A 22,268-nucleotide genomic window follows, 5' to 3' on the forward strand; every position below is an offset into this window, starting at 1 on the left:
CGTTGGAGATTTCGGTCTCACTCACTGTCGATCACGTCCTGGATGACACCCGCGAGCTCCTCCGCCTTGAACGGCAGCCCGCGTACGCGGTTGTAGCTGATCACGTCGATGAGGTACTTGCCTCGGAGCAACAGGGCGAGCTGGCCGAGATTGATCTCCGGCACGATCACCTTGTCGTATGACCTGAGCACCTCGGCGATGTTCGCTGGGAACGGGTTCAGATGCCGCAGATGCGCTTGGGCGACGTGACCGCCGGCCTTGCGCACCCGTCGTGCCGCGGCCGTGATGGCGCCGTACGTGGAGCCCCAGCCGAGCACGAGGACCTTCGCCCGGCCGCCGGGGTCGTCGACCGACAGCGGGGGGATGTCGCGCGCGATGCCGTCGATCTTGGCCTGGCGCAGCCGCACCATCAGATCGTGGTTGCCCGCGTCGTAGGAGATGTTGCCGGAGCCGTCCGCCTTCTCGAGCCCGCCGATGCGGTGTTCGAGCCCGGCGGTACCCGGCACCGCCCACGGCCGGGCCAGCGTCCGCGGGTCCCGCTTGAACGGCTGGAAGGAGTCATCGGGCCCGAGGTCGGCCGGGTCGGCGAACTCGGGATCGATGGCGGGGAGCGTGGACACCTCGGGGATCCGCCACGGCTCCGAGCCGTTGGCCAGATAACCGTCGGAGAGCATGATCACCGGGGTGCGGTAGGTCACCGCGATCCGGGCGGCCTCGATCGCCGCGGCGAAACAGTCGGACGGCGACTGCGGCGCCACGACCGGCACCGGGGCCTCGCCGTTACGTCCGTACAACGCCTGCAGCAGGTCGGCCTGCTCGGTCTTGGTCGGCAGGCCGGTCGACGGCCCGGCGCGCTGGACGTCGATTACGATCAGCGGCAGCTCGACCGCGACCGCCAGCCCGACGGTCTCGCCCTTCAGCGCCATGCCCGGCCCGGAGGTCGTGGTGACGCCGAGCGCGCCGCCGAACGCGGCGCCCAGGGCCGCGCCGACGCCCGCGATCTCGTCCTCGGCCTGGAAGGTGCGCACGCCGAACCGCTTGTGCTTGGACAGCTCGTGCAGGATGTCGGACGCCGGCGTGATCGGGTACGAGCCGAGGAACAGCGGAAGGCCGCTCAGCCGGCTCGCCGCGATCAGGCCGTAGGCGGCGGCCATGTTGCCCGTGATGTTGCGGTAGTGGCCGGGCGGCAGGGTGGCCGGCTTGACCTCGTACGAAACCGAGAACGCCTCGGTGGTCTCGCCGTAGTTCCAGCCGGCCTGGAAGGCCGCCACGTTGGCCTTCATGATGTCGGGCTGCTTGGCGAACTTCCGGGACAGGAAGTCGACGGTGGCGTCGGTCGGCCGCTGGTACAGCCACGACAGGAGGCCCAGCGCGAACATGTTCTTGGCCCGCTGGGCGTCCTTCTTGGACACCGCGATGTCCTTGAGCGCACCCACCGTCATCGAGGTGATCGGCAGCGCGTGCACGTGGTACTCGTTCAGCGAGCCGTCGTCGAGCGGGCTCGTCGCGTAACCCACCTTGGCGAGGTTGCGCTTGGTGAACTCGTCGGTGTTGACGATCAGGTCGGCACCGCGGGGCAGGTCGCCGAGATTGGCCTTCAGCGCCGCCGGGTTCATCGCCACGAGCACATTCGGGGCGTCGCCCGGGGTGAGGATGTCGTGGTCGGCGAAATGCAGCTGAAAACTGGAAACACCGGGCAACGTGCCGGCCGGTGCCCGGATCTCGGCCGGGAAGTTGGGCAGCGTGGATAGGTCGTTGCCGAACGACGCCGTCTCTTGGGTGAATCGGTCGCCGGTCAGCTGCATCCCGTCACCGGAGTCACCGGCGAAGCGGATGATGACGCGGTCGAGTTGTTGGACCGGTTTGGTCACAGAGGAAGACCTCCTCGACGCGCAGCACCCGCCCCGGGGGAGGCATCCGGGGTCAGTGTGCTACTTAGGCTTACCTTCATGTTACGTCCGGGACAGGGCTTCCGCTCCGGACGGGGTAGTCCGCCGCCTCATGCCCCGGCTCGTCCACAGGCCCCCGGCCGAGGAGTCAGTCAGCCCCGTGACACCAGAGGTATCACTTTGAACGGGACTTCACCTGACTCCGGCGATTCCGGACATGCCACATCAAGCCTGTAGGACGAAACGAGACAACGGCACTGTAGTCCGGACCGATCGAATCTCGGTCAAGCGCTCTGCTGTTCCTGACGCAGTTTGGCGAGCAGCCCATTGACATCGCCCGCTGAGACCGACTCGGCGACGACGCGCGCCCGTGCCTGGTAGGAGTGCGAGCCCGGAGTACTGCGCGCCCAGCGGACCCACGACTTCCAGCCGCTGCTGGTGACCGTGCAGCTCAGATCGAACGTCCGGCTCGAACCCACGCTGCGGCGGTTGGTGCAGCTGCCGAGGTCACGGCCGTTCGCGCGGATCGTCGCCTTCAACACCGCCCGTACGTTGTCGTCGTTCACTGCGAGGCTCGTCACGGAGTACTTCACCGTGCAGCCGCTCGATCCGCAGTTGCTGAACTTCAGATCGCCGGCACGCGGGAACCGGATCCCCGGGTCGAGGGCGTCAGTGAGCCTTGTCACCTTCTGCTGAAGGTCGGTGAAGAGGGCGGCGGTCTCGGTGGCGGACACCTCGGCGACGTCGAACTGGTAGGTGTCGGTCCCGGTGGACTTCACCCTCAGCAGCTTGTGCGGCTGTGCCCGGGAGATCTGGTACTCGCCGTCGGCGGTCGTCACCTTGACCGACGGGGTGCCGTTGATCGCCTCGGCGTTCCCCACCGGGCTCTGGCCGGCCGCCCGCAGCCGCTGCGTGATCGTGCCGGACGCCAGGACGTCCTTGACGTCGAGGTCGAGCGTCGACGTCGCCGCGCGGCTCCACCGGCCGGCGTAGTCCTCCGGATTGGTGGTGACGCCGCCGTGCGATCGCCAGAAGGACCTGCCGGCCTTCAGGAAGGTCGTGCCGTCGACGACGATCACATCGGCCGTGTCGCCGCCCACAGTGATCGTCCCACTGCCCGAACCGGCCCTGGTCACGGTCAGCCGGGCCTGCATGGAGATGCCGTTGGAGGAAAAGGAGCCGGTGTAGCGCAGCGCGCGGACGGCGGACAGGCGCTGTGCCGCCTTGCCGGCCTGGCCGCCTGTCTTGCCACCCCCCTTGGTCGCTCCCGCGGTCTCTTCGCCGTCGCCGGTGCTGAGGCGGATGATCGCGCCGACCACCACGAGCAGGACCACCACCGCGGCGGCCATGATGATCCACACGGCGCGACGGCTGCGCTGTGGCGGCGGCGGATCGTACGGCCGCGGTGGCCCGGCGTGATCGGGCCGCCCGTAGGGGCCGGGGGAGTCGTGGGCAGCCGGCCCGCCGGGTGGGTAACCGGGCCCGCCGGGTGGGTAACCGGGGCCGCCGGGGCCACCTGGCGGCGGGCCACCGTGATGCGGACCACCGTGCTGAGGACCGCCGTGCTGAGGACCGCCGTGCTGAGGACCGCCGTACGGGGGGCCGCCCTGCGGCGCGCCACCGTACGGGGGGCCGCCGTATGGGGGGCCGCCTTGCGGCGCGCCGCCGTACGGGCGGTCGCCTTGCGGTGAGCCGCTCTGGGGCGGGCCACCGTACGGGAAACCGCCCTGCGGATGACCGCCCTGCGAAGAGCCACCCCGGGGAGGCCCGCCCTGGGGCTGATCGGTCGGCGCCCAGCCCGGTTCGGGCGGGCCGCCCTCCGGCGGTTCCCAGGATCCGGGGCCGTTGCCGTGCTCATTGCTCATGTTCAGGCTCCCCCGCCGCTTCGCCTTTTGCCGCGACCATACGTTTGATGAGTACCACCGACAAGACCGGCGCGGAGCGGTCGTTCACAATGTGTGTCGGGCGAGATGTCAGGCGCTGTTGAGACCGTTCAGCATTGTCTGGATCTCAGTGCTGGTGGCGCCGTTCGCCATGGCCTCCGCCCGGCCCCACCAGCGGCGCGTTCCCGTACCGCTGCGGAAACTCGTCCAGGCGGCGCTTCGGACCCGGCATGTGACTTTGATCGATTTCAGTGACGTAACGGTGCCCGAATTGCTGCATTCGCCGAGTTTCCGGCCGTTCTTGTCGTTGGCCGTGATCCGTACGAAAACGGTGACGCGAACGGACGAGTCGCCGGTCCGGGTGGACCAGACGTCCGAGTGCACGGTGCAGCCGGACGTCGTGCAACTGCCCCAGCTGATCTTGTCGACGCGTGTGCTCCGCGTCGGGTCGAAGGAGTCCTTCAACGCGTTGATGCGGCTGCGCAACTCGGTGGCGGCCGCACCCTCGGCGTTGTTCGACTCGATGACGTCGAAGGCGTTCTGCGGATACCTCTGCTCCACGCGCAACAGCCGTGGCGAGCCGTCGTCGGAGAGGTAGAACACGTTGCTCGTCGTGGTGATCTTCAGCGCCTGGACTCCCTGCACCGACGTGCGCACGGTGCTCTGGACGCTGTACCGGCTGACGCTGCGCAGGTCGGCGGCGATGCCCGACGGCGTCACTTCCTGCTTGAACCTGCTTCCCAGCGAGGAGGAGCGCAGTTTCCCCCAGCGCGAGTCGCCGATCCACACCGCTGTGTCGGCGACATTGGCCTCGGTGCGCCAGAAGTCACGGCCGGCCTTCACGTACACGGACTCGCCGGCCATGATCAGTTGTGTCTTCTCGCCGTTCCAGGTCACGTCGCCGGTGACCCAGCCGGTGCGGGTGACCTTCAGATCGCCCTCGAGCTTGTCGCTGCCCGAGCTCACGGTGCCGCGCAGCGTCAGCCCACGCGCCACCGACAGCCGCTGGGCGGCCGCGGCGAGCTTTTCGGTCGGCGAGTCGCCGCTGCTGGAGGAGCCGCCTCCGCCCTTGTCGTCTTTGGAGAAGGCGCCGCTCGCGGCCAGGACCACGATGACGATCACGACGACCAGAAAGCCGCCGCCCGCGAACAGCCCGATGAGCAGACCGGTGTTCGACGAGGGCGGAGGAGGCGATGGCGGGAACGGCGAAGGCTGCGGCATCCCCGGCATCCCCGGCATTCCGGGCTGACCGAAACCCGGTCCCGGCTGCCCTGGGTGCGGCCCCGGTCCGTACTGCCCCGGCCCAGGCGGATACCCCGGGCCGGGCTGCCCCGGCTGCCCGGGTCCCGGCTGTCCCGGACCCGGCTGTCCCGGTCCCTGATGTGGAGGGGGCTGCTGTCCTGGTGGCGCCCAGCCCTGTCCCCATCCCTGCCCCTGAGGTCCTGGAGCCCCCCACCCGCCGTCACCGTTCATACGGTGCGTCCCTCCCCTGAACGCCGCAACGTCCACATAGCGGGACGTAGTCGGACAGAAATTATGTCGCCTTGGACGCCGGTCGGCCACCACATATGACGCATTGGACATGCCGGAACCCCCAGTGATGGGCGGCTTGCGCGATACGTTGGTCTTGAACGGCTTTCGGGAGGCTGGTGTGCAGGGCTACTTCAGCTCGTACTTGGTCGTCGGGGTGCTGTTTCTGATCGGCGGCGCGATCGTCGCCGGCGCGCTGTCGGCCAACCGGATGCTGCGCCCGCACCGGCCGACGCCGGAGAAACTGAGCACCTACGAGTGCGGTGTCGATCCCGTCGGCGAGGGCTGGGCGCAGTCCTATGTCCGCTACTACGTCTTCGCCTACCTGTACGTCGTCTTCGCGGTCGACGCCGTCTTCCTGTTCCCGTGGGCCACCGTGTTCGCGGCGCCGGGCTACGGGATGCTGACGCTGGGCGAGATGTTCCTGTTCCTCGGCTTCCTCGCGACCGGGCTCGTGTACGCGTGGAGGAAGGGCGTTCTGACGTGGGTGTGATCGATCTGCCGGAACCGCGCGTCGGTGCGCTCTCGAGGGTCGCTCCGAAGCCGGTGAAGTTCGTGCTCAACTGGGGGCGGCGCTACTCCCTCTGGGTCTTCAACTTCGGCCTGGCCTGCTGCGCGATCGAGTTCATCGCGACCTCGATGAGCCGGCACGATTTCATCCGGCTGGGCGTGATCCCGTTCGCGCCCGGACCGCGTCAGGCCGATCTGATGGTCGTGTCGGGCACGGTCAGCGACAAGATGGCCCCCGCGATCAAGCGTCTGTACGAGCAGATGCCCGAGCCCAAGTACGTCATCTCCTTCGGGGCCTGCTCCAACTGCGGTGGTCCCTACTGGGACTCCTACTGCGTCACCAAGGGCGTCGACCAGATCATTCCGGTGGACGTCTACGTGCCGGGCTGCCCGCCGCGCCCCGAGGCGCTGCTGCACGGCATCGTCCGGCTCCAGGAGAAGATCGCGGCCGAGTCGCTGGGGGATCGGTACGCGGGCGGCACCGACCCGGTGACCGCGGCACCGCCGCCACGCCCGCTCTCGCCCACCGTTCTGCGCCGCCCGCTTCAGCCCGTGCCCGAGGTGCTCGAGGAGGCCGATCAGCCGACACAGGCGCTCGGCATGGTGCATGTCGCCGAGCCCGATGCCTCCGATGCCCCGGGTGACCGGCATGCCGCAGGCGCGTCCCATGCACCCGGCGACGCTGACGGCGACGCGATCGACACCGCCGACACCCCCGAGGCCGTCGGCGACACCACCGCCACCGAGATCACCGACTCTGCCGGGAACACGGACGTCACCCAGCCCACCGTCGCGCTCGATGCGCACGCGGAGCCGGCCGAACGGACCAGGGAGCTGCCGCTCGTACGCGAGCCGGGAATCCGCGCCAAGCCGGCCATCGACGACTCTGAGGCGCGGGACCTGATATCCGTGGACCGCACGAGCACCGAGGAGTTCCAGGCCGTCGATCGCAGCCCGACCGAGGAGCTCAAGGTCGTCGACGACCAGAGCAGGCCGTCGTTCGCGGACCGGGTCAAGCGGCTCGGCCCCGCCGACGACGGCGCGCCGACCGACCCGACCATCATTCCCGGCCTGCGCGACGACGACGAGGACCAGCGGTGACACTCAGTGCGGCGTGGGCGGAGCGGTTCGAGGGAGAAGCCGTCACCACCGAGGCCCTCGGTGAGCTGACCGTCGACGTGCCCCCCGGGTCGTGGGTCGCGGCGCTGACCTTCGCGCGCGACGAGCTGGGTTGCGGCTTCTTCGACTGGCTGACCGGCGTCGACGAGCTGGAGGAGGGGTTCGGTGTCGTCGTGCACGTCTACTCGCTGGAACACGGGCACCACGTGCTGATCCGTACGCGCGTGCCGCGTGAGGCCTCGGTGCTGCCGACGGCGACGGCCGTCTACCGCGGCGCGAACTGGCACGAGCGCGAGACGTTCGAGATGTTCGGGATCGTCTTCGACGGCCACCCCGATCTGAAACCGCTTCTGCTGCCCGACGGCTTCGAGGGCCACCCGCTGCGCAAGGACTTCGTGCTCGCGGCCCGGGTGGCCAAGGCCTGGCCGGGTGCCAAGGAGCCGGGCGAGGGCGCCGGCGGCGCGCCCAGCCGGCGGCGCATGCTGCCGCCGGGCGTACCCGAGGACTGGGGGCCGCGGGCGGCGGCTCCCCGCGACGGCGTACGCGAGCGAGGAGGGAAGCCCGAGCATGGGCAGTGAGCTGGCGGAGATCACGGTCAAGATCCTGCTCGTGCTCGGCGCCTTCGCGCTGCTGCCGTTGCTGGTCGGGCAGGCCGAGCACAAGGTCATGGCGCACATGCAGGGGCGCCTCGGCCCGATGTACGCGGGCGGCTTCCACGGCTGGGCGCAGCTCGTCGCCGACGGGGTGAAGTTCGCCCAGAAGGAGGACGTCGTCCCGCGGGCCGCCGACCGGCGGATCTTCATGATCGCGCCGGGGGTGGCCCTGGTCCCGTACCTCGTGGTGCTCGCGGTCATCCCGGTCGGCCCGGGGCACGTCGTGCTCAACCTCGGCATCGGGCTGTTCTTCGCGCTCGCGGTGATGGGCATCGGCGTGATCGGCGCGATCATGGCGGGCTGGGCGAGCGCGAACAAGTACTCGCTGATCGGCGGGATGCGGGTGGCCGCGCAGCTGATGTCGTACGAGCTGCCGATGGTCTTCGCGGCCTCGTCGGTGGCGATGGCGGCGGGCACGCTGTCGCTCAGCGGAATCGTGGACGAGTGGCGCTGGTGGTGGCTGCCCTGGCAACTGGTCGGCGGCGTGGTGTTCTTCGTGGCCGGCCTGGCCGAGCTGCGCCGTCCGCCGTTCGACATGCCGGTCGCCGACTCGGAGATCATCTTCGGGCCCTACACGGAGTACGGGGGCCTGCGCTTCGCACTGTTCCTGCTCGCGGAGTACGCGGGAATCGTCGTGCTCTGCGCCCTCACGACGGTGCTGTTCCTCGGTGGCTGGAACGGGCCCTTCATGAGCGACGACCTCGGCTGGCTGTGGACGCTCATCAAGGTGTTCGCGCTCGCGTTCGTGGTGATCTGGCTGCGGGTGGCCTATCCCCGGCTGCGCGAGGACCAGCTGCAGAAGCTCGCCTGGGGCTTCCTGGTACCCCTCGCGCTCGCGCAGCTCGCGCTGACCGGGGTCGTCAAGGTGATGATCTCGACCTGACCGCCCTGGCCGGGGCGGCCCGGCCGACTTGGACGACCGGCCGACCTGGACGACCGGCCGACCTGGACGACTGACCGGTTTCGGCCGGGTCAGTGCAGGAAGACGGCGTACTCGGCGATGCTCTGCACGAGGGCGGGGGGCAGATCGGCGTCGACGGCGAGCTCCTCGACCGATACGAAACCGCCCTGCTCCTTCCGTACGTTCAGGACTTTTTCCACCAGCTCCTCGGTCATACCGGGCAGCAGCGCCAGCGTCGGCCCGGGGACGTGGTTGACGTCGATCAGCCCGCCGTCGTCGTAGCCACGCGGGAGGTCCGGCCGGCCGATGCGCACTTCGGCCGCCAGCGCGGGATCTTCGGCGATGAGCGCCCGGGCCTGCTCGCGCAGCGCCCGGCGGTGCTTGGCGACGTTGATGGCCTGCTGGTTGAGCCGGTCGCGCGGGCTCGTGCGCGGGAAGATCGACGGCCGTGCCGCGATGGCGTGAACGGTGCCGGTGACCCAGAGGGTGGTCATCAGCGCCGCCCCGAGGGCGGCGAGCGCACCGATCCCGCTGTAGAGCAGGAACATGACCGTGGCGGAGCCGGCGCCGTAAGCCGCGCCGGTCGCGGCGAGCGGCCACGAGCGCCGCTTCACCCCGGCGTAGACGAACGAGTACGGCGTCCCGAAGCCGAAGGTCAGGAGCGGGACGGACGCCCACAGGATTCCGTTGGACCCGCCCGACGGCACCATGGGCGGCGGCTGGTACGGCGGAAGCGCGGGGGGACGGGGAGGTTGGGGGACGGGCGGCTTGGGCCGCCATCCGTGCGGATGCCGGGGGCGTCCTGGGGGTTGCGGGGACGACCATGCCATAGGTGGATGGTAAGCGTGGTTCGACCCGATGTTCATATATACGAGACGGTCGAAGGGGCCTCCCGCGTTCCCACAGGGCGCTGCGTAGGGAATCATGGTGTTTCGTGACACGGCTACCAGGAGGCGGTCTGGCCAAGGGGCTCGCCGTCACATTGCGGACGATGACCCGGCGCTCGATCACGCGTCAGTACCCCGACGCGCACCCTGACCTGCCCCCACGCAGCAGGGGCGTCATCGCGCTGTTCGAGGAGAACTGTACCGTCTGTATGCTTTGCGCCCGGGAATGCCCTGACTGGTGCATCTACATCGACTCGCACAAGGAGACGCTGCCCGCCGAGGGCGGTGGACGGGCCCGTACCCGCAACGTGCTCGATCGGTTCGCGATCGACTTCTCCCTCTGCATGTACTGCGGGATCTGCATCGAGGTGTGCCCCTTCGACGCCCTGTTCTGGTCGCCCGAATTCGAGTACGCCGAGTACGACATCGCCGAACTCACCCATGAGAAGGACCGGTTGCGCGAATGGATGTGGACGGTTCCGCCGCCGCCCGCCCATGACGTGGGAGCGGAGACCCCCAAAGAAGTGACCGCCGCCGAGCGGGGCGCGCGACGGTGACGACCATGACGGCGGGCGGCCGTACGAGGAGCCGGTGGTGACGGGCCAAGAGATCGTCTTCGTGCCCCTCGGCGTCGTGGCCGTGGGCGCGGCGCTGCTGGTGGTCACGACGAAGCAGATGGTGCACGCCGCGCTCTGGCTGGTGGTGACCCTCGGCGCGCTGGCCGGCATGTATCTGGTGCTGACCGCCGAGTTCGTCGCCTGGGTGCAGGTGCTCATCTACGTCGGCGCGGTCGTGGTGCTGCTGCTGTTCGGGATCATGCTCACCCGCGCTCCGATCGGCCGCTCCGCCGACCTCGACTCGGGCAATCGATGGATCGCGCTGGCCGTGGCGGTGGCGACGGCCGCGCTGCTCGTGACCGTCGTCGTCCAGGGCTTCCGGACGGCCTATGTGCCGCTGAAGCCCGGCGGAGGGTCGGCCGAGGCGATGGGCGCCGGGGTGTTCCGCACCTGGGTGCTGCCCTTCGAGGTCCTCTCCGTGCTGCTGCTCGCCGCGCTGATCGGCGCCATCGTCCTGTCCCGGTCCGACATCGGCCCCGGCCCCGACCCCGGTTCTGATACCGGCCCCGGCTCCGGCGGCGGTTCACGGCGGAAGGGCGACGGCTGATGCACATCCTCTATCCGCTGGTGGTCGCCGCGCTGCTGTTCTCCATCGGCGTGTACGGCGTGCTGGCGCGGCGCAACGCGATCCTCGTCCTCATGTCGGTCGAGCTCATGCTCAACTCGGTCAACCTCAACCTGGTCACGTTCGACGTGTGGCTTCGGGACCGGCTGCACGGCGGTCAGGTGCTGACGCTCTTCACGATCGTGATCGCCGCCGCTGAGATCGGCCTGGGACTGGCGATCGTCCTGCTGGTCTTCCGGAACCGCGAGAGCATCGACGTGGACCGGCTCCGCGCCCTCGCCGAGTCCGACGCCGAGCCGCCCGCGGACTCGGTCGTGGAGCGGCAGGGGCCGGCCGGCCAGGGTGACCAGGTGGCGGTCTCTTCACGGAGGGCGCCCCAGTGATCGCTCTGGCCTCTCTGACGGTGCTGTCGCCGTTCATCGCCGCCGTGGTGGGGATGCTGCTGGGCCTCCGGCTGTCCCGGCTGCTCGAGACCCGCGGCGTCCCCGGGCACCGGGTGTTGCGCAACGGCCCGGCGGTCATCGCGGTCGTGGCGTCGGCGCTCGCCACGCTGTTCGCCCTCATCGTGGCGGTCACGCTCTGGCTGGACCCGGGCCCGCGCGAAGGCACGCTCACCCTGATCCCCACGGGCACCCTGCCGATCGCCGTCGGGCTCCAGGTCGACGGGCTGGCCGCCGTCGTCGGCCTCATGGTCTGCTGCGTCGCGCTCGCGGTGCAGGTCTACTCCATCGCCTATCTGGCCGAGGACCCGCGCTACTCCTCGTACGCCGCGTTCGTCTCGCTTTTCACCTCGGCGATGCTGCTCGTCGTGTTCGCCGGCGACCTCCTGCTGCTGTACGTCGGTTGGGAGGTCATGGGGGTCTGCTCGTACTTCCTGATCGGCCACCACTGGGAGGACCGGGCCAACTCGCGGGCCGCGGTCAAGGCGTTCCTGGTCACCCGGACCGGTGACGTCGGCTTCCTGTTCGGGATCTTCGTGCTCGGCGTCGGCGCGGGGACCTTCCAGATCGACGAGGTGCTCCGGCGGGTCGGCGACCTGCCCGACACGACCGTGCTCGCCGCGACGCTGCTGCTGCTCGCCGGGGTGGCGGGCAAGAGCGCGCAGTTCCCGTTGCACACCTGGCTGCCGGACGCGATGGCCGGCCCCACTCCCATCAGCGCCCTCATCCACGCGGCGACGATGGTGGCGGCCGGCATCTACGTGGTGGCCCGGCTCTACCCGGCGTTTCTCGCCGCGCCCACCGCCCTCGCCGTGCTCGGCGTGATGGCCGCGATCTCCATGCTGGGCGCCGCGCTGGCCGCCCTGGCGCAGAGCGACCTCAAACGGGTCCTCGCCTACTCCACGATCAGCCAGCTCGCCTACATGGCGGCCGGGCTGGCGGTCGGCACCCGCAGCGGCGCGGTCTTCCACCTGCTCACCCACGGCGCGTTCAAGGCCCTGCTGTTCCTCGCGGCGGGCTGCGTGATCTATGTGACGGGCTCGAACCTGCTGCGCGACTACGGCGGCCTGCGCGAGGCGATGCCGATCACGTTCTGGTCCATGACCATCGGCTTCGCGGCGCTCGTCGGGCTCCCGCCGGTCAGCGGGTTCTTCAGCAAGGACGCCATCATCGAGGCGGCGCTGCACGCCGAGAGCGGCATCCCCGGCCCGGTCGCCACGATCGTGTACCTGACCCTGCTGGTGACCGTCGCCGTAACGGCCGCCTACGCCACGCGCGCCTGGCTGATGACCTTCTTCGGTACGGCCCGTACCGCCTTCACGCCGCGCGAGGCGCCGCGGCTCATGTCCTGGCCGGTCGGAATCCTGGCCGTACCCACGGCGATCCTCGGGTTCTTCGGGCTCGGCGCGTCCGAGCTGCGGCCGCACCTCGGCTCTGCCGCGCTGTCGCTGCTGCTCGCCGGGGCCGGCGGCTACGGCGCGTACGCGGTGTGGAGACGCGACCCGGCCCTCGATCCCGCGCGGGTGCTCGGCCCGGTCCGTACGACCTTCGAGCGGGGGTTCCACGTCGACGACGTCTACGACCGGGTGGTCGTCGCACCGGTACGCGCGCTCGCCCGCGCCGTGGTCGGCGTCGACGACCGGGTCATCGACCGGGCGGTCGAGAGCTCGGCCGGCGTGACCCGGGCGTTCGGAGGGTTGCTCCGCCGGCCGCAGAACGGTAATCCGCAGACCTACCTGACCGGCCTGCTCGCCGGCATGGCGGTCATCGTGCTCGCGGTGGTGATCTTCGTATGATTCTGCTCGCGATGCTGGCGGTGCCGCTCGCCGGGGCGCTGCTGCTGCTCGTACCGGGCCTGCGCCAGAACCGGCTGCACGGCACGGTGGTCTCCGGGATCACACTGATCCTGGCGCTGGCCGCGGCACTGGCCTTCGACCACGGGAACCCCCGGATGCAGCTCGAGGTCGACCGGGCCTGGGCGCCGGCGATCGGCCTGCGGTTCCACCTCGGCGTCGACGGGATCTCGCTGCCGCTGGTGGTGCTCACCGCGCTGCTGACCTTCCTGTGCTTCCTCTACCTGCTCAGGCACCCGGCGGCCGGCGGTGCCTCGCCCGCGCTGCTCACCGCCCTCCTGCTCGTGCTCGAGGTCGGCATGCTCGGCACCTTCGTCGCCCTCGACCTGGTGCTGTTCTTCGTGTTCTTCGAGGTCGTGCTGATCCCGATGTACGTCGTGATCGCGGTCTGGGGCGGCCCCGGCCGCCGCGCCGCGGCGTACAAGTTCATCCTCTACACGCTGCTCGGCTCCGGCGTGCTGCTGGTCGGGCTGCTGCTGGTCGGGGTCAACGCGGGAACCCTCGACATGGTCGAGCTCGCCGCGCGGCACGGCGAGGGCCTCTCGCGCGGCATGCAGATCACCGCGTTCCTGCTGATCGGCCTGGGCCTGGCGGTCAAGGCGCCGATGTGGCCGCTGCACACCTGGCTGCCGGACGCGCACACCGAGGCGCCCACCGTCGGCTCGGTGCTGCTCGCGGGCGTGCTGCTGAAGATGGGCACGTACGGTCTCGTACGGCTCGCGCTGCCCCTGGCGCCCGAGGGAGCGGAGTTCTGGGCACCCTGGCTCGGCCTGCTCGCGGTCATCGGGATCATCTATGGGGCGCTGGCCTGCCTCGCCCAGAGCGACCTGAAACGGATGATCGCCTTCTCGTCCGTCGGCCACATGGGCTTCGTGCTGCTCGGCATCGCGACCCTCACGCCGGTCGGGGTGAACGCCGCGCTGTTCGGCAACATCGCGCACGGACTCATCACCGGGCTGCTGTTCTTCCTCGCCGGTGCGATCAAGGAGCGGTACGGCACCGGCGACCTCGACGAGCTCGGCGGTGGCATGCTCGCCAAGGCACCGCGGTTGGCGGCGATCCTCACGTTCGCGTGCGTCGCGAGCCTCGGCCTGCCCGGCCTGGCCGGGTTCTGGGGCGAGATGCTCGCGCTGCTCGGGGCCTACCAGCCCGGTGCCGGCCTGCCCCGTGAGACGTTCGTGACGTTCATGGTCTTCGGCGGGCTCGGCGCCGTGCTCACGGCGGCGTACTTCCTCCGGATGCTCGCCAAGATCACCCATGGCACGCCGGCCGACGGTCCGGTGGTGGCCGGCGTGACCCGGCACGAGTACGCGGCGTGGGTGCCGCTGATCACCCTCACGATCGTCATCGGGCTCTGGCCCAAGCTGATCCTGGACCTGACCAGCGCTCCCGTACGCGCGCTCCTCGGAGGCGGCTGATGATCCAGGCCATCGACTACGCGGCGATCGCCCCGGTGCTCATCATCGCGGCGGCCGCGGTCGCGCTGCTGCTCGCCGACGCCTTCGACGTGCCGAAACGCTTCCTCGGCCTGGGCTGCGCGGGCGCCCTGCTCGCCGGGCTGGTCGCGGTGATCGCACTCGCGTTCGGAGGGCCACGGGCGACGTTCTGCCTGCCGTCCGGGCTGCGAGGTGACGGCCCGCCCTCCTGCTCGTACGTCGCGGACGACTTCGCCCTGCTCTTCCAGGTCATCGTGCTCGCCGCCGCGGTGATCGTCGTACTGATGTCCTTCGACGAGATCACCGCCTCGAGGTTGCCCGCCGGGGAGTACTACTTCCTGTTGCTGTGCGCGCTCATCGGGGCGCTCACGCTCGTCGCCGCCCGCGACCTCGTACTGCTGATCGTGGCGCTCGAGACCCTGTCGCTGCCGGTGTTCGCGCTGGTCGCGCTGCGGCGTTACGACGGCCGGGCCGGTGAGGCGGCACTCAAGCTCTTCCTCATCTCGGTGATCTCGGCCGCGGTGATGCTCTTCGGCATCAGCCTCGTCTACGGCGTCACCGGCGCGATGCACCTGGACCGGGTCGCCGCGGCGCTCGCCCGTACGCCGGCCGACCTGAAGCCGGTCGCGGCGGTCGGCGTGGTCATGGTGATCGCCGGATTCGCGTTCAAGGTCGCCGCGGTGCCGTTCCACTTCTGGGCGCCCGACGTCTACCAGGGGTCGCCGCTGCCGGTCGCTGCGCTGCTGTCCGTGGTCTCCAAGGCCGGCGGCTTCGCCGGCCTGGTGATCACCGTGGCCATCGGCTTTCCCTCGTACGGGCATGTCTGGGGGCCGCTGCTCGCCGTCCTGGCCGCGCTGACCATGACGCTCGGCAACGTCGTCGCGCTGCGGCAGCGCCATGCCGTACGGCTGCTGGCGTGGTCGTCGGTGGCGCAGTCGGGGTACATGCTCGCGCCGCTGGCCGTCGGCGCCAGGCGGCTGCCCGACGCGGTCGCGGCGACGGCGGCGTACGTGGCGCTGTACGCGGTCATGAACATCGGCGCGTTCGCGGTGGTCGCGGCGGTGGCGCGCAGGTACGCCCGCAACTTCCTGACCGACTACCGGGGCCTGGCCCGCGCCAACCCGGCCGCGGCCGCCGCGCTGGCCTTCTTCCTGGTCTGCCTGGCCGGCCTGCCGCCGGGGGTCATGGGGCTCTTCGCCAAGATCGTCGTTTTCCGGGCGACCGTGGCCGGAGACGTCGTCTGGCTGGCCGTCGTCATGGCGATCAACACGGTGATCGGCCTTTACTACTACCTCGCCTGGGCCGTACGGCTGTTCGCCGCGCCCGAGACCGAGGGCCCGCCGCTGCGCACCGGCTGGGCGGTCGGCGCGGCCATCGGTGCCGCCGCCGCAGGCGCCGTGGTGCTGTCGGTGGCACCCCAGCTGGTCGTGCAGACGGTGTCGGCCATCACCTGAGGGGGAACGTCCCACCAGGTCATCCCGTTGTTCCTAGTGACGGCTTTGATGGGGGCGCCGACCCCGCGTGGCGGGGGCGAAGGCTCGTGCCGGTGGGGCGCAGGCGCGAGGTGGTCGGTCAGGAGGCAACCGCGGTGCGAATGAACGGCGTCAAGACGGCGATGCTGATCGGCGCGCTCTCCGCCGTGATGCTCGTCGCGGGCTGGGCGTTCGGCAGGGGCGCGGGGCTCGCCATCGCCCTCGTGATCGCGCTCCTGACCAATGGCATCGCCTATTTCTTCAGCGACCGCCTCGCCTTGCGCTCGATGCGGGCACACCCGGTGAGCGAGGTCGAGACACCGATCCTCTTCCAGATCGTGCGGGAGCTGTCCACGTCGGCTCGGCAGCCGATGCCCCGGCTGTACGTCTCCGAGACCATGCAGCCCAACGCGTTCGCGACCGGGCGCAGCCCGCGCAAGGCCGCCGTCTGCTGCACCCGGGGCATCCTGGAGATGCTCGACCCGCGCGAGCTGCGCGCGGTGCTGGGCCATGAGCTGTCGCACGTCTACAACCGCGACGTCCTCATCGCCTCGGTCGCGGCGGGGATAGCCACGGTGATCACGTATCTCTCGCACCTGGCGATCTTCATGCCGTTCGGGAGGTCGGAGGACGACGAGGGCCCCGGCATCTTCGGGATGCTGCTCATGCTGTTCCTGGGCCCGATCGCCGCCATGATCATTCAGATGGCGATCAGCCGTACCCGGGAGTTCCAGGCCGACGCCTCGGGCGCGCAGCTCACGGGCGACCCGCTCGCCCTGGCGAGCGCGCTGCGCAAGATCGACGCGGGAGCGCGCGCGAGACCGCTGCCCCCCGATCCCGAGCTGGCGCCGGTGAGCGCGCTCATGATCGTCAACCCGTTCCGCGGGCAGAGCATCGTGCAGCTCTTCTCCACCCACCCCTCGACGGAGGAGCGCGTGGAGCGCCTGGAGCGAATGGCCGGTCACCGGCGCTGAGCCGTCGTCTTTTCGTCAGTCCCGCCCTCGGTTCCGCCTTCGATTCGAATCAGATCGCATCGATCGGCCCGGTGTGGGGTCGGTGGTGGGATCAGAACTCGTCCATCCCGCCGACCTGGCCGATGGTGAAGATATGCCGGGTCGAGGCGCAGATCGTCTCGAGGATGTGGACGGGGGTGCCCTCGGTGGAGTACGAGGCGCGCAGCACCTGCACCACCCATTCGCCGGGCTCCAGCTCCAGCGTCTCGGCCTCGAACCGGGTCGCCGGGCGGGAGGTCAGCGTCTCTTCCGCGTGCCCGAAGGCATAGCCGAGCGCGACGATCGCCGCCTGGAGCGACGGCTTCACGAACTCGGGCTCGGCGATGCGGGTGCTGGCGAACAGATCGGCGCGAAAGTACGACGTCGCGATGCGTACCGGCACGTCGTTCGCGGTCATCATCTTGCGACGCGCGATGATCTCGTCGCCGGGCTCGACGCGCAGGCACGCCGCCACGTGCTCGCTGGCGGGTTCGGGGCCGATGTACAGCATCCGACGGTCGGGGGTGATGCCCTGACGCTCGGCCTCCACGAGGAAGAGCGACACCGAGCCCCGCGTCGCCGGGTCGGTCGGCAGAGCCCGCTGGACGATGACCCGCGTGCCCTTCTTGGCCGGTGGTTCCGGGGCCTTGGCGGTGGGGCCCTTGCGCATCTGGGATATCCGGCCGGGGGAGACTCCGAGCGCCTTGGCGATCTCTTCGAGGGTGTGGCCGGCCTCTCGGGCCTCGGCGATCGCGCCACGTCGCATCCGGGCGGCCTCTTCGGTCAGCCCCTGCTGTTCGGTCATCGCGCGACTGAGTGCCTGCGCGCGATCGATGGGGTCTGCGATGGCGGAAAGGTCGCGCAACGTTCTCAGGTCCACGGGGTCCTTCCTGACGAGGGTTCAGTTTTAGTCCCCCTATTGCGCCTCAACGGGGGGTGTTCGTATGCTCGCCTCACAGCGAACTTTAGACCCCCTAAAAGTCTACATTCAGGGAGATCGCGCCATGGGTGAAGCTTCGTCCGGTCACTTCGCCCATCTTGCTACAGGGGGGATCGGCGAAGAACGGCAGGCGCTCGCCGAGGCCGAACGGCGGATGAGAGGAGAGTTCCCCGGGTGGTCGTTCTGGCGGGCCCGCCGCCGTGACGGCGGTCAGGGGAGTTGGTGCGCCACCCGTGGCCGGCAGCTGACGTGCCAGGAGTTATACGGGGGATTGGCTCGCACGCTCGTGTGCGAGACCCCGGAGCAGCTTCACGAAGAGCTCATCATCCAGGCCAAACTGGGGGAGCGCCACGGGCCGCCATGAGGCGGCCGCGCTCTCCGGAACGACGTCGCCGGGCCCTGTGGCGACCGGCCGCCACAGGGCCCGGCGACCGGCCGTACCTGCACCGGGCCCGCGGGTGTATGCGTTCGATCGACGCGCGGGTTACCGGTAGTTCGTGAACTGCAGGGCGACGTCGAAGTCCTTGCCCTTGACCAGCGAGATGATCTGCTGCAGGTCGTCCTTCTTCTTGGAGCTGACCCGCAGCTCGTCGCCCTGGATCTGGACCTTGGCCCCCTTGGGCCCCTCATCCCGGATGAGCTTGCCGATCTTCTTGGCGTCGTCCTGGGAGATGCCCTCCTTCAGGGCCACCGCCAGCCGGTAGATCTTGCCCGAGATCTTGGGCTCGCCCGCGTCGAGAACCTTGAGCGACACCCCGCGCTTGATCAGCTTCTCCTTGAACACGTCGAGGACGGCGTCCGCGCGACTCTCGCTGTTCGCCTTGATCTCGATGCTGTCGCCAGTCCAGGCGATGCTCGCCCCGACGCCCTTGAAGTCGAAGCGGTGACCGATCTCCTTGGCCGTCTGGTTCAGGGCGTTGTCGACCTCCTGACGGTCGATCTTGGAGACGATGTCGAATGACGAGTCAGCCAACGCACAAACCCTTCTCGCTGCTTGGAAACGGCGCCCCGGCCCTCGGCGGGGCGTCCGCGTGGCGGCACGGCCATCACGGAGCCGGCGCGGTACCGACCACCCTAGCCAGCCTCACCTAAGCGGCGCGTCGGGAAGCCGTCGAGACCTGGTCTCGGCACTCGTGCGGCGGGCGGTTCGATCTTGTCACATCGCGAAAAGATCTCGATCGCGGAGAGCCGGGCGGTACGTCCCACCGGATGTCACTACCACCGCTCCCGTCCGCTATCCTTTCCAGTGCCGTCGCGCGAGCGACGCAAGGCGGGTTGCCCGAGCGGCCAAAGGGAACGGTCTGTAAAACCGTCGGCTCAGCCTACGTTGGTTCGAACCCAACACCCGCCACACCATGTGGAACGGCCCCTGACCTGGGGATACCAGGACGGGGGCCGATCTTGTATGTCCTGATCGTTCCCAGCTGCTTCCGACGTTTGCCGGGCATCCGTGGAACCACCGTGGAACAGGCGCAGGCGTAGCCCGGCCCGCTTGGCGTCCATCTTCATGGATCACTCCCCCGTAACTGCCTGATCTTGAGCGGCGTGGTCGGAGAACCGACTATTGCTCGGGCATCGGAGCCGTGCGGCAGCGATCTCATACTCTCCGCGCTGACCTGAGCGACCGCGGCGGTCGACATCCCGAGCTGCAGCGAATCATTACGAGCAAAACGAGCAAGATCCACAGCCGTCCACAGATGTCCATTGACCTGCCTCTGGGCGGGTGCACCGTCCAGGTGCATCCACGGCCGTCAGAGACCGCTGTTAGCGCTGGCGTTAGTTGAAGACCTGGTCATCGCAGATAGCGGCCATCCGGGAGTGCTTGTCCGCGCGGACGGCGAGATGCTGGCACAGAGTGTTTCGCACGAACGAGTGCGAGTGCTCCGGCTCGTGGGGGGCTGGGGTCGCGAGACCCACTTCACGCCGCGCAACCAGCGTGCCCGGCCTCCCGCTACCTAGGGAGCAGGCGGGGGTCCTGTGCCCTGGTCCGGTTACACGGGCAGCGCTGACGCTTTAGAAGTCCGATTCAATGATCCTGCGTGGAATGCGCCGGTAGTCCTGCCCCTTGGCATGTTCCAGGTCTGCTGCCTGCACCACACCTCGACGCCTCACCAGTGGCACCGGTGTGTGAGCCACGCGACATGCCCGCGCGACCGGCCGTGCTTGTCGCGCTCCCAGGCCAGCAGGAACGCGTATCGGCCGGTCGTCTTGACGCGGACAACTGGCGCCAACCATTCACTTTCAGCCACATATCGAACATACTGGCGACAGGTGATCGCGGTGGCTGGCCCGGCTGACCTGGCCAGACTTCCAACTTCCTCTTTCTTCCCCTCAGATGAGGTAGCATATGAGGAAGCTGAGCCCCGGAGGTCTCATGAGTGAGCAGTGGAGTGCTCCCGCACATCGTCGCGTCACCCCGCCCAGCGAGGCACCCGCCAACCTCAAGGCGCTGGGGCTCACGGTGGAGATCATTCACCGCGCTATCGAAAAGGGCGACATCGCACGTCGGCGCGTTGACCGGCCCGTGTATCCGGTCTCATATCCTGGAGTCACAATGTGGGCGACGACTCTTGCTGCATTGCGGCAGGAGTTGTTGAAGATCCGCCAAGGCTGGAAGATCGGCAAGACGGGCAACTACGAGACCGTTTATTCGGAGGAGCGCAAGATCGCTTTTGCTGTTGTCGCAGGCGACTCTCTCACGGGCGTCGACGGCAAACGTGACCCTAAGCTCAAGCGGAAGAAAGGGCCTAAAACCAGAGATCGCATCGAGCGCAACGCAAAGTACATTCAAACGGCTCTCTCCCTCCCTGAACTCGAGGAGGAAGAAGGTGTCACCGACGATGAAGCATGTGAGACATGGTTCATCATGGTACGGGCCAGCAAGGACAAGATCTACATTGAAGTCTCCCGACCTATTGAGGCCGGCGATGGCAACGTAGATGACTGGTCCCCGAGGCATCTGGTCGAGCCGCTACAGATTTCCGGTGCTATCGCACCGATAGACCCATATGGGGATGATGATGACGACGACGGAGAAGAGTTGGTTGGTCGACAGCCTTAACGAGGGACGGTTCACTCCTAGTCGACTAACTCTTGTTAGAGAACGTCGTGGTCTAACGAAGCAGGCGCTTGCGGACCTGTGCGGTGTATCGCGGCGGGCAGTGACGGCATGGGAGTCGGGACGAGTTGATAATCCGCCGATCGACGTACTTAGTCGAGTACTCGATTTCCCTGAATCTTTCTTCCTGGCGGATGAAGTAGCACGGGTGGACCCGGAAGCTGTCAGCTTTCGAGCCCTCTCGACCATGACGGCTCGTCAACTCCATCGCGTGCTCGCTGCTAGCACGCTTGCAGTTGAACTAGCCCGATGGATGGATGATCACTATAAGACGCCTTCTCCGGATTTGCCTGATCTATCTGATACCGAAGGACTAGACCCCGTTGTCGCTGCCGAGACAGTGCGACGGGTTTGGAGTTTGGGTGATGGCCCGATTAAGCACCTTCTTGGCCTTCTGGAGAGAAAGGGTGTTCGGGTTTTTTCGTTGCCGATCAATGACCGCGAGGTTGATGCTTTCTCTTTTTGGCAGGAGGATCGGCCTTATGTATTCTTGAATACCGGTCGAACAGTAGAGCGAATGCGTTTTGACCTGGCCCACGAGTTGGGTCATTTGATCTTGCATAAGGAGCTGATTGCCCGTCGTGCTCGCGACATTGAGCAACAGGCGCAGGATTTCGCCTCCAGCTTCCTGATGCCAGCCGATGCATTGTATGAACTAGTCATCGGCAACCCCAGACTCAGTGACGTATTTAGTCTTAAGCGATACTGGAAAGTGTCGGCAGTCGCGATGGTGCATCGACTTTTTCAGCTTGGGATTATCTCGGAGTGGTCTAACCGGACTTGGATGATTGAATTGTCCGAGAGGGGCTTTCGCTCGTCTGAGCCGGATGGGATTTCGCCAGAAACGTCTAAGCTCTTCAAACAGCTTTTCGCGCTTGCACGGCAAGATGGCTGGTCTCGCAGTCGGATAGCTAGTTCGTTGTTCATCTCGGAAGATGAGTTGGATGTCATGGTCTTCGGTCTTGCGGTAACGAACGCACCTAAAGGTGTCGCTCGTATTGGGCAAGATGTCACGGAGAGCGTGCCACCAGCATTTGGGGGCGGTAATTCCAGAATACGAAGAGTGAAATAAAGCTGGGGTGTTGCTGATCGCTTCTATCGGTGGCATCGGTTCCCTGAAGCCTCGCAGAGGGGGGCACGATTTTGGCCGGTGTCCTGCCTTTGGGTGGCGGACCGGGTGCCCTCAAGCTGGCTGGTCGGTCTCGGGCTGGCTTGCCCTACCCGCGGTTCCCGATCGGGCCCCGATCTAGGTCCTGCCCCAAGGGGGGCGGTAAAGATCGTATCCGCCCTGGCCCTGCGCGGACATTGGCCGTAGGCCTCCACAGCGATGCGGTAGCCGACCTAGGTCCGGCCGTACTCAGTCTCAACTCTCGACCGCATCGAGATCGTCTGGCGCCGACATTCCCCAAGAAGCTGAAGAAATCCGGATGCGATCAGCGGATATCGATCCTTACGCTCAGTTG

At 68.2% G+C, this 22,268-nt stretch carries 21 protein-coding genes and 1 tRNA gene; 16 read left to right on the top strand and 6 right to left on the bottom strand.

The window, feature by feature from the left end:
* Positions 1–17: 17 nt before the first annotated feature.
* Together HKK74_RS26775 and HKK74_RS26780 are read right to left on the bottom strand one after the other, a co-directional pair.
* Positions 18–1,871, bottom strand: a complete 1,854-nt coding sequence (locus HKK74_RS26775; RefSeq protein ID WP_187246118.1) for a 2-oxoacid:acceptor oxidoreductase subunit alpha — start codon at positions 1,869–1,871, stop codon at positions 18–20.
* A 302-nt stretch (positions 1,872–2,173) separates the two neighbouring features.
* Positions 2,174–3,238, bottom strand: a complete 1,065-nt coding sequence (locus tag HKK74_RS26780; protein WP_187246119.1) for a hypothetical protein — start codon at positions 3,236–3,238, stop codon at positions 2,174–2,176.
* A gap of 99 nt (positions 3,239–3,337) precedes the next feature.
* Here HKK74_RS26780 and HKK74_RS26785 point away from each other — a divergent pair, with 99 nt between their 5' ends.
* The gene (locus HKK74_RS26785) at positions 3,338–3,580 is read left to right on the top strand and encodes a hypothetical protein (RefSeq protein WP_187246120.1); all 243 of its coding nucleotides are present in this window, start codon (positions 3,338–3,340) and stop codon (positions 3,578–3,580) included.
* 282 nt (positions 3,581–3,862) lie between these two features.
* Here HKK74_RS26785 and HKK74_RS26790 read toward each other — a convergent pair whose 3' ends face one another.
* Positions 3,863–4,993, bottom strand: a complete 1,131-nt coding sequence (locus tag HKK74_RS26790) for a hypothetical protein (protein WP_187246121.1) — start codon at positions 4,991–4,993, stop codon at positions 3,863–3,865.
* A 430-nt stretch (positions 4,994–5,423) separates the two neighbouring features.
* On the opposite strand from HKK74_RS26790, the gene HKK74_RS26795 reads away from it, so the two are divergent.
* The 4 genes from HKK74_RS26795 to nuoH are packed head-to-tail and all read left to right on the top strand — an operon-like array spanning position 5,424 to position 8,467.
* On the top strand, positions 5,424–5,795 hold the full coding sequence (locus HKK74_RS26795) for an NADH-quinone oxidoreductase subunit A (RefSeq protein ID WP_312881798.1): 372 nt from the start codon (positions 5,424–5,426) through the stop codon (positions 5,793–5,795).
* Positions 5,786–6,913: an NADH-quinone oxidoreductase subunit NuoB gene (locus HKK74_RS41580; protein WP_187246122.1), complete on the top strand. Its 1,128-nt coding sequence runs from the start codon at positions 5,786–5,788 to the stop codon at positions 6,911–6,913. Before HKK74_RS26795 ends, HKK74_RS41580 begins: the two co-directional genes overlap by 10 nt.
* The gene (locus HKK74_RS26805) at positions 6,910–7,509 is read left to right on the top strand and encodes an NADH-quinone oxidoreductase subunit C (RefSeq protein WP_187246123.1); all 600 of its coding nucleotides are present in this window, start codon (positions 6,910–6,912) and stop codon (positions 7,507–7,509) included. Before HKK74_RS41580 ends, HKK74_RS26805 begins: the two co-directional genes overlap by 4 nt.
* Positions 7,499–8,467 carry an NADH-quinone oxidoreductase subunit NuoH gene (nuoH, locus tag HKK74_RS26810; RefSeq protein ID WP_187246124.1) on the top strand — a complete coding sequence of 323 codons (969 nt, stop codon included), beginning with the start codon at positions 7,499–7,501 and terminating at the stop codon, positions 8,465–8,467. Before HKK74_RS26805 ends, nuoH begins: the two co-directional genes overlap by 11 nt.
* An 89-nt stretch (positions 8,468–8,556) precedes the next feature.
* Here the strand turns inward: nuoH and HKK74_RS26815 are convergent, their stop codons facing one another.
* Positions 8,557–9,315, bottom strand: coding sequence for a helix-hairpin-helix domain-containing protein (locus HKK74_RS26815; protein WP_187246125.1), 759 nt, complete (start codon positions 9,313–9,315; stop codon positions 8,557–8,559).
* 104 nt (positions 9,316–9,419) lie between these two features.
* On the opposite strand from HKK74_RS26815, the gene HKK74_RS26820 reads away from it, so the two are divergent.
* From HKK74_RS26820 to htpX, 7 genes are all read left to right on the top strand, one after another.
* On the top strand, positions 9,420–9,929 hold the full coding sequence (locus tag HKK74_RS26820) for a NuoI/complex I 23 kDa subunit family protein (protein WP_187246126.1): 510 nt from the start codon (positions 9,420–9,422) through the stop codon (positions 9,927–9,929).
* Between the two features lie 37 nt (positions 9,930–9,966).
* The gene (locus HKK74_RS26825; RefSeq protein WP_187246127.1) at positions 9,967–10,536 is read left to right on the top strand and encodes an NADH-quinone oxidoreductase subunit J family protein; all 570 of its coding nucleotides are present in this window, start codon (positions 9,967–9,969) and stop codon (positions 10,534–10,536) included.
* Positions 10,536–10,937, top strand: a complete 402-nt coding sequence (gene nuoK, locus HKK74_RS26830; RefSeq protein ID WP_187246128.1) for an NADH-quinone oxidoreductase subunit NuoK — start codon at positions 10,536–10,538, stop codon at positions 10,935–10,937. Before HKK74_RS26825 ends, nuoK begins: the two co-directional genes overlap by 1 nt.
* Entirely contained in the window at positions 10,934–12,790 is a 1,857-nt protein-coding gene (locus HKK74_RS26835; RefSeq protein ID WP_312881801.1) for an NADH-quinone oxidoreductase subunit 5 family protein, read from the top strand. The genes nuoK and HKK74_RS26835 overlap by 4 nt, the downstream gene beginning before the upstream one ends.
* Positions 12,787–14,265 carry a complex I subunit 4 family protein gene (locus tag HKK74_RS26840; protein WP_187246129.1) on the top strand — a complete coding sequence of 493 codons (1,479 nt, stop codon included), beginning with the start codon at positions 12,787–12,789 and terminating at the stop codon, positions 14,263–14,265. Before HKK74_RS26835 ends, HKK74_RS26840 begins: the two co-directional genes overlap by 4 nt.
* Positions 14,265–15,737 (top strand): NADH-quinone oxidoreductase subunit N, encoded by a 1,473-nt coding sequence (locus tag HKK74_RS26845; RefSeq protein ID WP_187246130.1) that lies wholly within the window; start codon positions 14,265–14,267, stop codon positions 15,735–15,737. Before HKK74_RS26840 ends, HKK74_RS26845 begins: the two co-directional genes overlap by 1 nt.
* A gap of 134 nt (positions 15,738–15,871) precedes the next feature.
* Positions 15,872–16,729 carry a zinc metalloprotease HtpX gene (gene htpX, locus HKK74_RS26850; protein WP_312881803.1) on the top strand — a complete coding sequence of 286 codons (858 nt, stop codon included), beginning with the start codon at positions 15,872–15,874 and terminating at the stop codon, positions 16,727–16,729.
* 91 nt (positions 16,730–16,820) lie between these two features.
* Here htpX and HKK74_RS26855 read toward each other — a convergent pair whose 3' ends face one another.
* Positions 16,821–17,627 carry a UTRA domain-containing protein gene (locus tag HKK74_RS26855; protein ID WP_187246131.1) on the bottom strand — a complete coding sequence of 269 codons (807 nt, stop codon included), beginning with the start codon at positions 17,625–17,627 and terminating at the stop codon, positions 16,821–16,823.
* 124 nt (positions 17,628–17,751) lie between these two features.
* Here HKK74_RS26855 and HKK74_RS26860 point away from each other — a divergent pair, with 124 nt between their 5' ends.
* Positions 17,752–18,051, top strand: coding sequence for a hypothetical protein (locus tag HKK74_RS26860; protein ID WP_187246132.1), 300 nt, complete (start codon positions 17,752–17,754; stop codon positions 18,049–18,051).
* 120 nt (positions 18,052–18,171) lie between these two features.
* Here HKK74_RS26860 and HKK74_RS26865 read toward each other — a convergent pair whose 3' ends face one another.
* Positions 18,172–18,660, bottom strand: coding sequence for a YajQ family cyclic di-GMP-binding protein (locus HKK74_RS26865; RefSeq protein WP_187246133.1), 489 nt, complete (start codon positions 18,658–18,660; stop codon positions 18,172–18,174).
* Positions 18,661–18,956: 296 nt separating this feature from the next.
* On the opposite strand from HKK74_RS26865, the gene HKK74_RS26870 reads away from it, so the two are divergent.
* From HKK74_RS26870 to HKK74_RS26880, 3 genes are all read left to right on the top strand, one after another.
* Positions 18,957–19,038: transfer RNA gene (locus HKK74_RS26870), tRNA-Tyr, on the top strand.
* 1,023 nt (positions 19,039–20,061) lie between these two features.
* On the top strand, positions 20,062–20,748 hold the full coding sequence (locus tag HKK74_RS26875; protein ID WP_187246134.1) for a hypothetical protein: 687 nt from the start codon (positions 20,062–20,064) through the stop codon (positions 20,746–20,748).
* Positions 20,708–21,877: a helix-turn-helix domain-containing protein gene (locus HKK74_RS26880; protein ID WP_222722762.1), complete on the top strand. Its 1,170-nt coding sequence runs from the start codon at positions 20,708–20,710 to the stop codon at positions 21,875–21,877. The genes HKK74_RS26875 and HKK74_RS26880 overlap by 41 nt, the downstream gene beginning before the upstream one ends.
* Positions 21,878–22,268 lie beyond the last annotated feature (391 nt).

The organism is Actinomadura alba, assembly GCF_014323705.1.
GTDB classification, from domain to species: Bacteria; Actinomycetota; Actinomycetes; order Streptosporangiales; family Streptosporangiaceae; genus Actinomadura_C; species Actinomadura_C alba.